Raw genomic sequence first — 15,353 nt, forward strand, 5'->3', positions numbered from 1 at the left:
TCGCAGGCAAGCCAGCTCCCACATTTGATCTGCAGAGGCCTATCTAGATCATCCGGCGCAAGGCCGCGCAATCCTCAGCATGCCAGTCGACAAGCGCCGGCCACGGGTTCTCCGGCAAATTCACCAACACCGTGCGCGTCCCCGCCGCCCGGCCGCAATCCAGGTCAAAGCGGTAATCCCCCACCATCACCATCTCGCCGGGCGCCACATCCCACGCCGCCGCCAGTTTCAACAATCCATCAGGATCCGGCTTCGGCTTGGCATCATCACGCCCCAGTACATCTTCGATGGCAAAGCAGTCCGCCAAGCCAATCGCCTCCAGAGTGATGTGTGCCAGTTCCCGCGCATTACGCGTCAGGATGCCCAAGCGATAACCACGCCCGGCCAGCTCACGCACCAGTTCCACGGCGCCCTCTGCAGCCACCGAACCCAGCGCCAGCTCGCGCTCATGTTCCAGCAACCACGCATGCTTGGCCGCCGCAACCTCCTGGGGCAAAGCCGCCAGGTGGGTGAGGATGTCGTCCTCAGGCGGAATCTCCAGCGCCTCGCGAATCGCCGCAAAATCATGCACGGCCACCGTCAGGGTGCCGTCCATGTCGAACACCCAATGTTTAACGTCTGACAGGCTCATGCCCAATCCTTGCGATGGCGGATCAAGCCTTCCTGGGTCACCGACGCCACCAGTTGCCCGGCGCGGTTGTACACGCTGCCTCGGGAGAAGCCACGGGAATTGCCGGCCCACGGGCTGTCCATGGCGTAGAGCAACCAGTCGTCCGCGCGCAGGTCGGCGTGGAACCACAGCGCGTGGTCGAGGCTGGCGACCTGCATGTCTTTCTGCCACACGGTCTTGCCATGGGGCAGCAGCGAGGTGGTCAGCAAGCCGAAATCCGAGGCGTAGGCCAGCAGGTATTTATGCAGCGCAGGCGTGTCGGCCAGGGCGCCATCGGCACGAAACCATACGTACTTGACCGGGTCGGACGGCTGCGGGTTGAACGGGTCTTTTTCGGTGACCGGGCGCACTTCGATGGGCTTGGGGCACAGCAGCTTGTCGCGCATGTGCTCGGGGATCAGGTGCGCGCGTTGCTGGGTCAGCTCCAGCTCTGACGGCAGGTTTTCCGGGCCGACCACCACGGGCATGGTGCTCTGGTGCGAAAAGCCCTCTTCGTCGTACTGGAACGAGGCGCTGCAGGTGAAGATCGGGTGGCCCTTCTGGATCGCGGTGACGCGGCGCGTGCTGAAGCTGCCGCCATCACGTACGCGGTCCACCGAATACACCACCGGCAATTTTGCATCGCCGGGGCGCAGGAAATAACCATGCAGGGAGTGCACGTGCCGCGCTTCTTCTACGGTCTGGCTGGCAGCCGACAGCGACTGGCCGAGCACCTGGCCGCCGAACAGTTGGCGAAAACCCAGGTCCTGGCTGCGGCCGCGAAAGAGGTTTTCCTCGATCGGCTCCAGGGTCAGCAGGTCCACCAGATCTTCCAATACTTGGCTCATAGAGCAACTCCTACAATCTATGGGGCATTCCGGGCTGCTTATCCGTGCAGCGTGTCCAACCATTGGGCGCGGGTGATGCGGTACAACACATGATGGCGCAGCGGGTCATCGGCTGCGACCTTGGGGTGTGCAAAATCTGCCTGGGGATCGTAATGCATACCGATGGCCTGCATGACTTTTTGTGAGGGCATGTTGGCTTCGGTGGTGAAAGCGACGATTTCATCCAGTTGCAAGCGATCGAATCCCGCGCGTAATGCAGTCCAGGCCGCCTCGCTCGCGTAACCCAGGCCCCAGTGCTCGCGGGCCAGGCGCCAGCCGATCTCGACCGCCGGGGTGAACGCCGCGTCAAAGCCGACATTCAGCAGCCCGGTGAGGCCGATGAACTCGCCTGTATCCTTGCGCTGCAAGGCCCACAGGCCAAAGCCGTATTCGGCGAAGTGGCCACGGATCCGCCCGATCAGCGCGGCGCTTTCCAGGTGGCTCAACTTGGCCGGGAAGTAGCGCATCACCTGGTCGTCGGCGCACATGCGCGCAAACTCCGGCAGGTCGCTGTCGCGCCATTGGCGCAGCACCAGCCGTGCGCTTTCCAGTTCGAGTATCGGCTCCATGGGTCCCCTCCCTTGCGATGTGCGTGAGTGTACAACGCGGGTAAGATCCGTCGCAGGTTCCCATCAGAAAATCCCATGCCTTTGCCACTGATCTACCACGACGACTACAGCCCCGAGTTCCCGGCGGACCACCGCTTCCCCATGGACAAGTTCCGCCTGTTGCGTGACCACCTCGTGTCCAGCGGGTTGACCGAGGACAGCCAACTGCTGCGCCCGCAGTTGTGCCCACCCGAGATCCTGGCCCTGGCCCACGATCCTGGCTACATCGCACGCTACATGGGCGGCGAATTGTCCCGCGAAGACCAGCGCCGCCTCGGCCTGCCGTGGAACGAAGCCCTCGCCCGGCGCACCGTGCGTGCGGTCGGCGGCTCCATCCTCGCCGCCGAACAGGCGCTGGAGCACGGCCTCGCCTGCCACCTGGCCGGTGGCACCCACCACGCCCACTACGATTACCCGGCCGGCTTCTGCATCTTCAATGACCTCGCGGTGATCAGCCATTACCTGCTGGCCAGCGGCCGGGTCAACCGCGTGCTGATCTTCGACTGCGACGTGCACCAGGGTGATGGCACCGCACGCATCCTCCACGACACGCCGGACGCCATCACCGTGTCGCTGCACTGCGAAAAAAACTTCCCCGCGCGCAAGGCCCAGAGTGATTGGGATATCCCGCTGCCCATGGGCATGGGCGACGGAGATTACCTCAAGGTGGTGGACGACGCGCTCAACTACCTGCTGCCGCTCTACCAGCCAGACCTGGTGCTGTACGACGCCGGCGTCGATGTGCACAAGGACGACGCCCTCGGTTACCTCAAACTGACAGACCAAGGCGTCGCCGCCCGCGATGAAAGCGTGATGCGCCACTGCCTGGGCCGCGATATCCCGGTGATGGGCGTGATCGGCGGCGGCTACAGCAAGGACCGCCCTGCCCTGGCCCGTCGCCACGGCATCCTGCACCACAGCGCACAGCGGGTGTGGGCGTCATCAGGCTGTCATTAAGTTGTGGGCGTTACCCACAATGCCTGTGGAACGGCCTGTGGATAACTTGAGCGTAAGCCTCTGTGAGCCAGTAACTGTATAGCTTGTAGGAAGCTGTACATTTTTTGATCAGTCGTTTGTGTTCTCGTCGGGTAGAATGCTCGCCCTGTTTAGTCGACCGTAGCCCTTGCCATGCCCCAGACCCCACCTCAACACGTCGCCATCATCGGCGGCGGCCCTGCCGGGCTGATGGCCGCCGAAGTCTTGAGCCAGGCGGGGCTACGCGTGGATGTGTACGACGGCATGCCTTCCGTGGGGCGAAAATTCCTGCTGGCCGGCGTGGGCGGCATGAACATTACCCATTCCGAGGCTTACCCGGCTTTCCTGTCGCGCTATGCCGAACGTGCACCGCACATGGCCCCGCTGCTGCGTGGGTTTGGCGCCGAGGCGTTGTGCGAATGGATACACGGCCTGGGTATCGAAACCTTTGTCGGCACCTCCGGCCGGGTGTTTCCTACCGACATGAAAGCCGCGCCGCTGTTGCGCGCCTGGCTCAAGCGCCTGCGGGACCAGGGCGTGGTTATCCACACCCGCCATCGCTGGACGGGCTGGAATGCCAGCGGTGATTTACTTATCCACAGTCCCGACGGCGAGAAAACTGTCCACAGCGATGCGGTGCTGCTGGCCCTCGGCGGCGGCAGTTGGTCGCGCCTGGGCTCTGACGGCGCCTGGCTCAAGTTGCTGGAAGACCGAGGTGTATGCAATGTGCCGCTGCAACCCAGCAACTGCGGGTTCGAGGTGTCGGCCTGGAGTGAATTGATGGTCAGCAAATTCGCTGGCGCACCGTTGAAGAATGTCGCGATCGGCCTGAGTGACGACAAACTCCGGCTCGGCGAGTGCGTGGTCACCGCCACCGGTATCGAGGGCAGCCTGATCTACGCCCTGTCGGCACCGATTCGTGAAGCGATCAACCAAACCGGCTCGGCCACGGTGCATATCGACCTGTTGCCGAGCAAGCCTGTGGACAAGATTCAAGCCGCGCTGGCCAAACCCCGTGGTTCGCGTTCGATGAGCAAGCATTTGCACAGCCAGTTGGGGCTGGATGGCGTCAAGGCAGCGCTGTTGCGCGAGCTGGCGCCTGCCGAACACTTCAACGATCCAATGCTGCTAGCCGCCGCAATCAAGGCCCTGCCGCTGCCCCTGGTGAAAACCCGGCCAATGGACGAAGCGATCAGCACCGCTGGCGGCGTGCCGTTCGAAGCGCTGGATGAGCGCTTGATGCTCAAGCAATTGCCCGGGGTGTTTTGTGCGGGGGAGATGCTGGACTGGGAAGCGCCGACGGGCGGGTATTTGCTGACGGGGTGTTTTGCCAGCGGGCGAGCGGCTGGGCGGGGGATGGTGGAGTGGCTTAAGCGCTGAGATTAGTGGTGGATTCGATGCCGCTATCGCTGGCAAGCCAGCTCCCACATTTGACGGTGTTCACACATCAAAATGTGGGAGCTGGCTTGCCTGCGATGAGGCCATCAGCTACAGCGCAAAATCACTTCTTCTTACGCGGCCCGGTATTAAACACCGGCACCTTGCGCACCGGCTTGATCGAAGGCTCCGACGGCGCCACTTCCCCGCTGTCCACCCACTTGCCCAGGTTGCGCTTACCGCCACCACCGGAAGTTTTCGGCTTCTTCGGCTTTTTCGGTTTCTTCACCACCTGCCCGCTGGCATCGGTGTCCGGCACGCGGTGCTCCGGTTCGAAGTCCGGCTCCATCTTGCGGGTCAACGTCTGACGCGTGAGCATCTCGATGGCCGACAGCATGTTCACTTCATCGGCACACACCAGGGAAATCGCCTCACCGGTGTTGCCCGCACGACCGGTCCGGCCGATGCGGTGGATGTAGTCCTCAGCCACGATCGGCAGGTCGAAGTTGACCACCAGCGGCAGGTCTTCGATATCCAGGCCACGGGCCGCCACGTCGGTGGCCACCAGGATCTGCACGTCGCTCGACTTGAAGCGGTCCAGCGCGCGTTGGCGCGTGGCTTGGGGTTTGTCGCCATGGATGCCATCGGCGTTGATGCCCAGGCCCTGCAACTTGTCCACCAGCGCATCCACGCCGTTGCGGGTCTTGGCGAACACCAGCACCTGCTTCCAGCGGCCCTTGCGCATCAGGTGCACAAACAGCTCAGGCTTGCGCTTCTTGTCCACCGGCACCACCCACTGTTTCACGGTGTTGGCAGCAACGTTGCGCGGGCTGACTTCGATGCTCAGCGGGTCGTTGAGCATCTGCCCGGCGAGCAGGCGGATGTCATCGGAGAACGTCGCGGAGAACAGCAGGGTCTGACGCTTTTTCGGCAGCATGCGGTAGATGTTCGCCAGCTCTTCGGAGAAGCCCAGGTCAAGCATGCGGTCGGCTTCGTCCAGCACCAGGGTTTGCAGCTGGTTGAGCTTCAGCGCGTTCTGGCGGAACAGGTCGATCAGGCGGCCAGGGGTGGCGACCAGAATGTCGACGCCCTTGCGCAGCTTCATCATCTGCGGGTTGATGCTCACGCCGCCGTATACCGCGTAAGTGGTCAGCGGCAGGTTTTGCGCGTACTCGGCGACGCTGGCGTGGACCTGCTCGGCCAGCTCGCGGGTCGGGCACAGGATCAGTGCACGCGCCGAGTTGGCGGCGACTTTCGGCCCTTCCATGGTCAGCAGTTGCAGCAACGGCAAGGCGAAACCGGCGGTCTTGCCGGTACCGGTCTGGGCCGCAGCCATCAGGTCGCGACCGGCCAACACCGCCGGAATGGCTTGCGCCTGCACCGGCGTCGGGGTCTGGTAGCCAAGCGTCTCAAGGGCGCGCAGCAAGGGTTCGATCAGGCCAAGGGAGGCGAAAGTCATGTAGTTACCGTAGGAAAATTCAGCGCAAGCACGCAATGCGCCGCAGTTTACCTTATTTCGGGCTTGGGCTTGCGCCACTGGGGCAGGCTGATCAGCAGGACCGCGCTGATGATCACCAGCATCGCCAGGGCTTCTTCCATGCCGATGGTTTCGCCGACGAATACGATCCCGAGCAACACCGCCACCGCTGGGTTCACATAGGCGTAACTGGTCGCCGCTGCCGGACGCACGTGTTTGAGCAGGTACATATAGGCGTTGAAGGCGATGATCGAACCGAACACGGCCAGGTACGCCAGGGCCAGCCAGCCCTCCAACGGCGGCATGGCTTGCAGGCGTTCACCGGTCAGCGCGCTGCCGATCAACAGCGTAACGCCCGCCACCAACATCTCCGCCGCACTGGCCATTGCGCCTTGGGGCAACGGCAGACGCCGGCTCCACACCGAGCCGAACGCCCACGAAGCGGCGGCAAACAGCAACAAAGCAGCGCCCATCGGGCTCGATTGCAAGGTGCTGCCCATATTGAGCATGGCGATACCGGCAATCCCCAGAATTACCCCGGCCCACTCCAGACGGGTATTACGCGCGCCCCAGAAATAACCACAGAGCAAGGTAAACAACGGCACCGTCGCCACCGCCAGCGCGGCCACCCCGGACGACACCCCGGAATGCTCGGCCAACGTCACCGCGCCGTTGCCGAAGGTCAGCAGCAAAATGCCGATCTTCGCGCACGCCTTCCACTGCTCCCACGTCGGCGCCGGCACCCCGCGCCAGCGCAGATAGCCATACATCACCGCCCCCGCCGCCAAAAAGCGAATCCCGCCGAGCATCAACGGCGGCCAGTACTCCACGCCGATGCGGATCACCAGGTAGGTGGAACCCCAAATCACATACAACGCAAAAAAGGCGGCGATCAACGGTAAGGGAAAGCGACTTGGGCCAGGCATTGGGTGGCTCTATGGCAGGAGATGGGATGCTTATTCTAAAAAGGCAGGCCCTTAAACATAAGTTACAAAACCTGTTTAAACCGCCCATACACTTTTCAAAGCATGGTTATGAAGGCTATAACCCATGCTTTCGAAAGCCACACGCAACTGGAGCCTTATCATGGACAAATACGACCGCATGCTCCTCAGCGCCCTGCTCGAAGACGGCCGTGCGTCCTACGCCCAACTGGCGCGCACAGTGAACCTCTCGGCACCGGCCGTGGCGGAACGGGTGGCCAAGTTGGAGGCCAGCGGGGTGATCACGGGGTATCAGGCCAAGGTGGATATGTCCAAGGTCGGTTTGCCGATCCAGTGTGTCATTGAGCTGCGCTTGACCAACCACGGCAGCCAGAAGGTGTACGACGCCCTGGCGGAAATCCCCGAGCTGACCGAATGCCATCGGGTGACGGGTGATCCGTGCGTGATCATGCAGGCGGCTGTGGGCTCGATGCCGGAGCTTGAAAATTTGATCAACCGGGTCGCCAAGTTTGGCTTCAGCAAGACGTCGATTATTTTGTCGAGTGCGATAGAGCGGCGGGTGCCGTTGGCGCAGTTGGAGAGCAATGGGAAAAGTGGTGGCTGAACGATCGCTATCGCAGGCAAGCCAGCTCCCACAGTTGGAATGCATTCCACTGTGGGAGCCGGGCTTGCCCGCGATGGCGTCAGTTGCCTCACAGCGGACTTGAGCGCTGTTTAATCAGATCGACAACCTGCTTGATCGTGGTGATGTGATCCCAATCTTCCTGAGTCGCACGCAGGTTGAATTGCCACTTGATCTGCATCATAAAACAGGTCAGGTCGTCATCGATGATCTTGAAGTCATGGATGAAGTTCGTTTGCTCTGATACTTGGCTATGGTCGATGAAGCCAATTATTTCAACGAACAATTGAATGACCCTTTCGCTGATCTGAGCCCTCATTTCGCCAATCTCCTTGCCCTCTTCCAATATCGAAACAGATACCAGATTTGGTGGAGATGGCGAAAGTGGTCGTGGATCAGGCGCTGGACTGCACACAGTCTCGATGAACGACACATAACCCCATGTGGGAGCTGGCTTGCCTGCGATGGCGGTGGGTCAGCCAGCATTTGCACTGCCTGACACACCGTCATCGCGGGCAAGCCCGCTCCCACAGGGGAATGTGGTGGGGTTAAAACCCGCGATGTTTCTTCAGGTGTTCGGTGATTTTTGCCGCAGGGACTTTCTGCAAGCTGCACAGCAAGTCATGGGACAGTTCGCGCAAGCCATGCGTCCCCCGCAACTCTTGCGCCAGATGCGCCGTCAGGTTCGCCGCCATCTCCGCATCCGCCATCGCCCGGTGAGCCTTGCCGGTATGGGGCAATTGGGCAAAGGTGTTCAACGTGCCGAGCTTATGGTTCGGCGCCGCAGGCATCAACCGTCGCGCCAGCAGCAACGAGCAGGCAAACTTTTGCAAACGGGTGCGGCGGATCAAGCCCAGTTCAAAATCCCAGAACTTCTGGTCGAACGCGGCGTTGTGCGCCAGCAACGGCGTGGTGCCGACGAACTCGTTGACCTCGTTCATCACCCGCTCCGCCGGTGGCGCGCTGCGCAGCATGGCGTTGCTGATGCCAGTGAGTTGTTCGATGAACGCGGGCACGTGCACGCCGGTCTTCATCAGGCTCTGGTAGCGGTCCACGATCTGGCCGCGCTCGAGGATGACCACGGCGATTTCCGTGGCGCGGCACTGGCTGCTGGGGCTGATGCCGGTGGTTTCAAAGTCGATGACCGCTATACGTTCCAAACCTGTTCCAACTCCGTCTAACCATTTATTTGAGCAGCAACGCGCCTTCGATCGGCACGTAGCGGCTGGCAGCGCGTATCAGCGAATTGGCCGTCAGCCCCGGTACGCCGTAGGCCACGGCTTCAACGCCATGCTTGTGGATGATGCGCTCGAGCAGCATGTCGAAATCACCGTCGCCGGAGGCCAGGACGATTTCGTCGACGTGGTCGGCGGCGTCCATGATGTCGAGGGTGATGCCTACGTCCCAATCGCCCTTGGCCGAGCCATCGCTGCGCTGGATATACGGCTTGAGTTTTACCGTGAAGCCCAGGTTGCGCAGGATCTGCTGGAATTGCTGCTGCTTGCTGTCGCCCCGGTCGATGGCATAGGCATACGCCTCGACGATCTGCCCGCGTGAACTGATGTCAGCCCACAGGGCGGCGTAGTTGAAGTGGCAGCCATACGCTTGGCGCACGGTGTAGTAGAGGTTTTGTACATCGGCGAACACTGCAATTTTCTTCACCGCACTTCCCCATGACAGCCACTTGGATGCCGGACGCGCACGCCCGCAAAGGCGCCAGTATGCCAGCCATGGGGGCGTTTCCGAGAAAAATCAGCCCGGCGCGACGAAGCGCGCCGGGCTTGGCAGGGTCAGACGAAGGAATCGTCGTCGCCAAAGGAGGAGGAATCGTCGGAATAATCGCTGTCGGCAAAGCTGTCCGAATTGTTGCTGCCCCAGTTGTCGTTGCCGGCAAACTTCTGGTCGTCATTACCCCAGCCGCCTTGATCGCTGGCCGGTGCCGGCTGTTCGATGATCTCTTCCACCACCTGCGGCTGCTGGTTGTGATGGAACAGGCTGCTGATGCCTTCGGCCAGCAACACACCACCGGCCACACCGGCCGCGGTTTTCATCGCGCCACCGAGGAAACCACTGCCCACCGGCGCGGCGGCAGGAGGCTGTTGATAACTTTGTTGCGGCGCCGGCGGCGGGCTGAACGACGGTCGCGTCGGCTCGCGCCAGCCACCCGAAGCTGGCGCCGCGCTCTGGGCCGGCTGCGGTTCACGGGAACCGCCGCCGCCAAAGATGCTCGACAGGAAGCCACCGCTGCTCGGCGCTGCGGCGGGTGCCGTTTGGGCGTTGGCGCGCTGCAACTCTTCCTGCAATTGCTGGATCTGCTGCGCCTGCTGCTTGTTCTGCGCGTCGAGGCTCTTGAGCGCATGTTCCTGCACCAGGATCGACTGGGTCATGTAGTACCCGGCCGCCGGTTGGCGCGTCATGTGCTCCTTGATCCGCGCTTCGGCCAGGGCGTCGCGGGGGGCTGAGTCCGTTTCGGCTTGTTGCAACCGTGAAAACAGTCCATCGATCAGGGTTTGCTCTTCGCTGTTCATGGCGACCTCGTTAGATTGCCGGTAAAAATCGTGGCCTCGCCTGACGTCAGGCTGAGTGCGATCTAGTTATGGGGGTGTTACGAGTTGTTTCAATGGTCTTTACGCAAGGTTTACGTTTGCGTGCCAAAGGTCACGATCGGTTAAAGTGTTGCCCTTGCTTTCAGGCCTGCGAAGAACTTGATGAATCCGTTAGATGTGCTGCGCGACTCCTTTCGTTTCACCCTCGGCAACCTCGGCGCCATCGTCCAGTTGTGCCTGCCGCTGGTGATCCTCGAAGCCCTGCTGCAACAGGTACTCGACCACACGCTGGGCGCGGATGCGTTCCCCGGCTACAGCGTGGTGGTGGGGTTGCTGGTGTACCCGCTGTACACCGGCGCCCTGATCCTGTTTCTCGACGCCCGCACCCGTGGCGAGTCGCCGCGCACCAAGGATGTATGGGCCATGGCCCTGACCCTGTGGCCGCGCTTTGCCCTGCTGACAGCCATGAGCACGCTGTTGATCCTGCTGGGGTTATCGCTGTATTTCCTGCCGGGGCTGTGGCTGATGGTGGTGCTGGCGTTTGCCGAGTACCTACTGGTGCTGCGCGGCATGTCGGCGCTGGAGGCGATGAAGGAAAGCTTGCGCCTGACCCGTGGGCATTTCTGGCGCATCCTCGTGTGCCTGCTGTGCGTGATGGCGCCGCTGTGGCTGCTCAAGGGCGCCAGTGTCGCGGCCTACCCAACGCCCGCTCCGCTGCTGGGGTTGGTGATGGACAGCGCCCACAGCTTCCTGCAGCTGTTCACCAGCGTGGTGCTGTTCCGTTTATTCATGCTGATCGGTGGCGACGCCGACGCGCGGTGATATGCTCCGTGCCATCTCTGAAACGCCATAAGCCGAGCCGATGACCCGTTTATTGCGCATCACCCTGCTGGGCCTGCTGATCAGCGCAGGCCTGCTCACCGCCCTGATCTACAGCCTGACCTGGCGCCCCGAACCCAAGGAAACCCTGCCCGTCAGCTGCGTGGCACCGCGTGCGCCGACCCTGCTGCCGGGGCAGGCGCTCAAGGTGATGACCTGGAACGTGCAGTACCTGGCCGGCAAGAACTACGTCTTCTGGTACGACACCGCCGACGGCAGCGGCCCCGACGAACGCCCCACCGTCGAAGATATGGCCTTCAGCCTCGACGAAGTGGCTCGGGTGATCCGCGACGAACAACCCGACCTCCTGTTGTTGCAGGAACTCGACGAAAACGCCAAGCCCTCCCACTACCAGGACCAGCTTGCCTTGTTGCAGGAGCGCCTGGTCGACCTCTACCCCTGCAGCGCCCAGGCCTTCGACTGGAAAGCCGACTTCGTCCCCGACCGGCACATCTTCGGCAGCGTCGGCCGCAAGCTGGCGACCCTCAGCCGCTACCAGATCGAACACGCCGAACGCCTGCAATTGCCTGCGCCCGAGGCCAATATCCTCAGCCGCCAGTTCCAACCCAAGCCGGGGCTGCTGTTGACTTACCTGCCGCTGAGCGACGGTGGCCAACTGGCCGTCCTCAACACCCGCCTGGACGGCAACGCACCCGGGCGCAGTGCGGTGCAGGCGCAAGTGCAAGCCACCCTCAAGCTGCTGGATAAATTCGAAGGCCGGGGCACACCCTGGTTGATCGGCGGGGATTTCAACCTGCTGCCGCTGGGGCAATTCCTACGCCTGGACGCGGCTAAACGCGGGCAGTATTCGCCGGACAGCGAGCTGCATCTGCTGTGGGACAAATACCCGATGATCCCGAGCAACAGCCAATCCAGTGGTATTGATCGGGAGAAATGGCTGACGAATTTTCCGAATGATCCGAGCATCGATGGCCCGGATCGTACCCTTGATTATCTGTTCTATAGCCCGCGCATCAAGCGGGTGGAAGCCAGGGTGCGGCAGGACGATACGTTGCGTATTTCCAACCATTTGCCGGTGATTGCGCGGTTCCTGTTGCCCGCCGCGCAATAGCGCCCATTGGGGGCTGGCTTGTGTGGGAGCTGGCTTGCCTGCGATAGCGGTGGGTCAGCTGAAACCATGTCACTGATACACCGCTATCGCAGGCAAGCCAGCTCCCACAGTTGATCTCCGTCGTTGCTACTTACGGGGTTTGATCCGCGCCGTCGCTTCGGCCACCAACGGATCATCCGGCCAATAATGCTTCGGATACCGCCCCTTCAGATCCTTCTTCACCTCGGCGTAGGTACTGCGCCAGAAGTTCGCCAGATCCTGGGTCACCTGCACCGGCCTGCGCGCCGGGGACAGCAGGTGCAACTTGACCACCTGGCGCCCGCCGGCAATGCGCGGTGTGTCCGCCAGGCCGAACAATTCCTGCAGGCGCACCGCCAGGATCGGCGGCTGTTCGCTGTAGTCCAGGCGCACCGACGAGCCCGACGGCACTTTCACATGCTGCGGCGCCAGTTCGTCGAGACGCTGGGGCAGCGGCCAGGGCAACAGGTTGTGCAGGAAGCTGGAAATATCCAGGTTGGCGAAATGGCTCAGGCGCGAAACTTTGCCCAGGTAAGGCATCAACCAGTGTTCGAGGCCGGCGAGCAAGGCGCTGTCGCTGATGTCAGGCCATTCGCTGGTTTTGCCGGCATCGAGGTGGCGCAGCAGCATGACGCGGGCTTGCCACTGGCGCAGCTCGGGCGTCCATGGCAGCAATTCCAGGCCTTTGCGCCGCACCAGGTTGACCAGCGCCTGGCTGCGGGCGGCTTCGTCGAGGCCGGTGAGGGGTTCACGGCTGAGTACCAGCTCGCCGACTTTGCGCTGGCGTTCGGCACGCAGCACGCCTTCGCGCTCGTCCCAGTCGAGCTGGTCGACGTTGCGCACCTGCTCGGCGAGCACCGTGTCGAACAGCGCCGGATCAAAGTCCGCCGCGAGGTAGATGCGTTCTTCGCGCTGGCCCTGTCGGCTGCCAAGGTCGGCAATCACCAGCCACGCTTGTTTCATCAGGCTGTCGGCTTCGGCGAACAGCGCCGCGCGGCCGTTGGCCAGACGGTATTCGGCGCCACCGGGACGACGCTGCTGAGCGACGCGATCCGGGTAGGCCAGCGCCAGCAAGGCGCCGAGCCAGCGCGGGTGATCGGGGTCGGCCACCGGTTGCGTGGCCTTGCCCCTTAAATAGCCACGGTATTGCCGCGCCAATTGCTTGGCCCGCTGCACGCCGCCTTGGCTGCCACGGGCGCGCTCTTCGCCGGACAGCAACGCCAGACGACTGTGCAAATCCGCGCCGCCGCCGCGCAAGATATCGCGCTCGCCCAGCAGCGCCGCGACGTCACATGCTGTGGTCGCCAGCCCCAGATCCTGCCCGCGTAGCAGCAGATGGGCGATGCGCGGATGGGCCGGCAGCTCGGCCATTTTCTGCCCGTGGGCGGTGAGTTTGTCATCATTCAAGGCGCCAAGGCGCACCAGCAGATCCTGGGCCTGGGCGTACGCGGCGGTGGGCGGCACATCCAGCCACACCAGTTGCGTGGGCGTGACGCCCCAGCGCGCCAGTTGCAAGGCCAGGCCGGCCAGGTCGGCGGCGAGGATTTCCGCGCTGCCGTAAGCAGCGAGGCCTTCATGCTGGTCTTCGGACCACAACCGGTAACACACCCCCGGGCTCCAGGCGCCCGGCCCGACCGGCACGCTGGGTCGCACTGGCGCGGGAGATGCGCTGGGTGTCGAGGCGGGTCATGCCGCTGCCGGGGTCGAAACGCGGCACCCGCGCCAACCCGGCGTCGATCACCACGCGCACGCCGTTGATGGTCAGGCAGGCTGGTCTCGGCGATGTTGGTAGCCAGTACCACTTTGCGTTTGCCGGCAGGTGCCGGGTCGATGGCGGCGCGCTGGGCGTTGAGGTCGAGCTCGCCGTGCAGCGGGCATAACAGCACGTCGGTGCGTTCACCGAGGGCGTCAGCCAGTTGTTGGTTGACCCGACGAATCTCCGCCTGACCCGGTAGGAAAACCAGCACGCTGCCGGTCTCGTCATGCAGTGCTTCAAGGATGGTCTGCACCAGGCGCGGTTCGATAAATTCTCCGGCCTGGTACGGCCGCCCCCAGCGCATCTGCACCGGGAACATGCGCCCTTCGCTGCGCAGGATCGGCGCGTCGTCGAGCAAGCCGGACAGGCGCTCGCCTTCAAGGGTGGCGGACATCAGCAGGATTTTCAGCGGCTGCTCGTCGCGAAACAGGTCGCGGCCGTTGAGGCTCAGGGCCAGTGCGAGGTCGGCGTCGAGGCTGCGTTCGTGGAACTCGTCGAAGATCAGCAGGCCCACGCCGTCCAGCGCCGGGTCGTCCTGCAAGCGGCGGGTGAGGATGCCTTCGGTGACCACTTCGATGCGGGTGTTGGGGCCGACCTTGCTGTCGAGACGGATGCGATAGCCGACGGTTTCGCCAACCTTTTCCCCCAGTTCGCTGGCCAGCCGTTCGGCAGCGGCGCGGGCGGCGAGGCGACGGGGTTCGAGCATCAGGATGGTTTGCCCGGCCAGCCACGGCTCATTCAATAAGGCCAACGGCACGCGGGTGGTTTTACCGGCACCGGGCGGTGCTTCCAGCACGGCTTCATGGCGATTCGCCAAGGCGTCACGCAGGGCGGGTAAAACATCATCGATCGGCAACGAATTCATACTGGCTCCAAAGCAGAGCGGCGAGTATAACGGCGAACGGCCGAGTGCCGGTGACGGTCTCAGAAACGCCGCCCACTTCAATTGTGAATGCAATCAAAGGTGGGAGCTGGCTTGCCTGCGATGGCGGTGGGTCAGCCAGCCAATCTGGCACAGATACACCGCTATCGCAGGCAAGCCAGCTCCCACATTGGATCGGCGTCGTTCAGCAGATCTGGCTTATAGTCACTTTCAATATATGTTCAGGAGATTCCCCCATGCGTATCGCTTCCCGTGTCATCGGCGGTGTCCTCGCCGTCACCCTGCTGAGCCAATTGACGGCCTGCGGTTCGATCTTCTACCCGGACCGCCGTGGCCAGATTGATGGCAAGATCGACCCGACGATTGCCGTGCTCGACGCCGTGGGCCTGTTGTTCTACGTGATCCCTGGCCTGATCGCCTTTGGCGTGGACTTCGCCACCGGTGCGATCTACTTCGAACCGGGCAAGACCGCGCAAGTGTCTCCAGAGAAACTCCACGAAGCCATCGGCGCCGACGGCAAGGTCGATACCGCCAAGCTGCAAACCATCATCCAGAAAGAAACCGGCCACACCTTGCCGCTGGACGACCCGCGCATGATCCAGTTCAAGGGCAGCGTGCAACAACTCGCCTCCCTCGGCCTGCAACCCGCCGCCTAAGGAT

At 62.7% G+C, this 15,353-nt stretch carries 15 protein-coding genes and 1 pseudogene; 6 read left to right on the forward strand and 10 right to left on the reverse strand.

Annotated features, from left to right (window positions below):
- Positions 1 to 43 precede the first annotated feature (43 nt).
- Genes PSH87_RS24645 through PSH87_RS24655 form a run of 3 tightly spaced genes read right to left on the reverse strand, consistent with a single transcriptional unit; the run spans position 44 to position 2,105 of the window.
- The gene (locus PSH87_RS24645; RefSeq protein ID WP_305431454.1) at positions 44 to 631 is read right to left on the reverse strand and encodes an HAD family hydrolase; all 588 of its coding nucleotides are present in this window, start codon (positions 629 to 631) and stop codon (positions 44 to 46) included.
- Entirely contained in the window at positions 628 to 1,497 is an 870-nt protein-coding gene (tesB, locus tag PSH87_RS24650) for an acyl-CoA thioesterase II (RefSeq protein ID WP_017737391.1), read from the reverse strand. Before tesB ends, PSH87_RS24645 begins: the two co-directional genes overlap by 4 nt.
- Before the next feature lie 38 nt (positions 1,498 to 1,535).
- Positions 1,536 to 2,105 carry a GNAT family N-acetyltransferase gene (locus PSH87_RS24655; protein WP_017737390.1) on the reverse strand — a complete coding sequence of 190 codons (570 nt, stop codon included), beginning with the start codon at positions 2,103 to 2,105 and terminating at the stop codon, positions 1,536 to 1,538.
- A gap of 75 nt (positions 2,106 to 2,180) precedes the next feature.
- Here PSH87_RS24655 and PSH87_RS24660 point away from each other — a divergent pair, with 75 nt between their 5' ends.
- Both PSH87_RS24660 and PSH87_RS24665 read left to right on the forward strand, forming a co-directional pair.
- Positions 2,181 to 3,101, forward strand: coding sequence for a histone deacetylase (locus tag PSH87_RS24660; protein WP_017737389.1), 921 nt, complete (start codon positions 2,181 to 2,183; stop codon positions 3,099 to 3,101).
- Between the two features lie 171 nt (positions 3,102 to 3,272).
- Complete coding sequence (locus PSH87_RS24665; protein WP_305431456.1) at positions 3,273 to 4,499, forward strand: TIGR03862 family flavoprotein; 1,227 nt, start codon at positions 3,273 to 3,275, stop codon at positions 4,497 to 4,499.
- A 121-nt stretch (positions 4,500 to 4,620) separates the two neighbouring features.
- Here PSH87_RS24665 and PSH87_RS24670 read toward each other — a convergent pair whose 3' ends face one another.
- Both PSH87_RS24670 and yedA read right to left on the reverse strand, forming a co-directional pair.
- A complete protein-coding gene (locus PSH87_RS24670) occupies positions 4,621 to 5,955 on the reverse strand; it encodes a DEAD/DEAH box helicase (RefSeq protein ID WP_017737387.1) in 1,335 nt (444 codons plus the stop codon).
- Between the two features lie 47 nt (positions 5,956 to 6,002).
- The gene (yedA, locus tag PSH87_RS24675; RefSeq protein WP_017737386.1) at positions 6,003 to 6,899 is read right to left on the reverse strand and encodes a drug/metabolite exporter YedA; all 897 of its coding nucleotides are present in this window, start codon (positions 6,897 to 6,899) and stop codon (positions 6,003 to 6,005) included.
- Positions 6,900 to 7,059: 160 nt separating this feature from the next.
- Between yedA and PSH87_RS24680 the strand changes: the two genes are divergently transcribed.
- Positions 7,060 to 7,521, forward strand: a complete 462-nt coding sequence (locus tag PSH87_RS24680) for an Lrp/AsnC family transcriptional regulator (RefSeq protein WP_305431457.1) — start codon at positions 7,060 to 7,062, stop codon at positions 7,519 to 7,521.
- A gap of 88 nt (positions 7,522 to 7,609) precedes the next feature.
- Here the strand turns inward: PSH87_RS24680 and PSH87_RS24685 are convergent, their stop codons facing one another.
- The 4 genes from PSH87_RS24685 to PSH87_RS24700 all read right to left on the reverse strand — a co-directional run bounded on the left by PSH87_RS24685 (position 7,610) and on the right by PSH87_RS24700 (position 10,067).
- On the reverse strand, positions 7,610 to 7,858 hold the full coding sequence (locus PSH87_RS24685) for an acyl carrier protein (RefSeq protein WP_305431458.1): 249 nt from the start codon (positions 7,856 to 7,858) through the stop codon (positions 7,610 to 7,612).
- Between the two features lie 229 nt (positions 7,859 to 8,087).
- The gene (locus tag PSH87_RS24690) at positions 8,088 to 8,699 is read right to left on the reverse strand and encodes a PolC-type DNA polymerase III (protein ID WP_017737383.1); all 612 of its coding nucleotides are present in this window, start codon (positions 8,697 to 8,699) and stop codon (positions 8,088 to 8,090) included.
- Between the two features lie 25 nt (positions 8,700 to 8,724).
- Positions 8,725 to 9,201: an NYN domain-containing protein gene (locus PSH87_RS24695; protein WP_026136858.1), complete on the reverse strand. Its 477-nt coding sequence runs from the start codon at positions 9,199 to 9,201 to the stop codon at positions 8,725 to 8,727.
- A 128-nt stretch (positions 9,202 to 9,329) separates the two neighbouring features.
- Positions 9,330 to 10,067 carry a DUF2076 domain-containing protein gene (locus PSH87_RS24700; RefSeq protein WP_305431459.1) on the reverse strand — a complete coding sequence of 246 codons (738 nt, stop codon included), beginning with the start codon at positions 10,065 to 10,067 and terminating at the stop codon, positions 9,330 to 9,332.
- A 180-nt stretch (positions 10,068 to 10,247) separates the two neighbouring features.
- Between PSH87_RS24700 and PSH87_RS24705 the strand changes: the two genes are divergently transcribed.
- Both PSH87_RS24705 and PSH87_RS24710 read left to right on the forward strand, forming a co-directional pair.
- On the forward strand, positions 10,248 to 10,907 hold the full coding sequence (locus tag PSH87_RS24705) for a YciC family protein (protein WP_017737380.1): 660 nt from the start codon (positions 10,248 to 10,250) through the stop codon (positions 10,905 to 10,907).
- Between the two features lie 40 nt (positions 10,908 to 10,947).
- A complete protein-coding gene (locus PSH87_RS24710; protein ID WP_305431460.1) occupies positions 10,948 to 12,036 on the forward strand; it encodes an endonuclease/exonuclease/phosphatase family protein in 1,089 nt (362 codons plus the stop codon).
- 126 nt (positions 12,037 to 12,162) lie between these two features.
- Here the strand turns inward: PSH87_RS24710 and hrpB are convergent.
- Positions 12,163 to 14,675: pseudogene (gene hrpB / locus PSH87_RS24715) on the reverse strand (ATP-dependent helicase HrpB).
- Between the two features lie 254 nt (positions 14,676 to 14,929).
- Here hrpB and PSH87_RS24720 point away from each other — a divergent pair.
- Entirely contained in the window at positions 14,930 to 15,349 is a 420-nt protein-coding gene (locus tag PSH87_RS24720; RefSeq protein ID WP_305431462.1) for a polyribonucleotide nucleotidyltransferase, read from the forward strand.
- Positions 15,350 to 15,353: the final 4 nt, after the last annotated feature.

The organism is Pseudomonas sp. FP453, from assembly GCF_030687495.1.
Lineage (GTDB): Bacteria > Pseudomonadota > Gammaproteobacteria > Pseudomonadales > Pseudomonadaceae > Aquipseudomonas.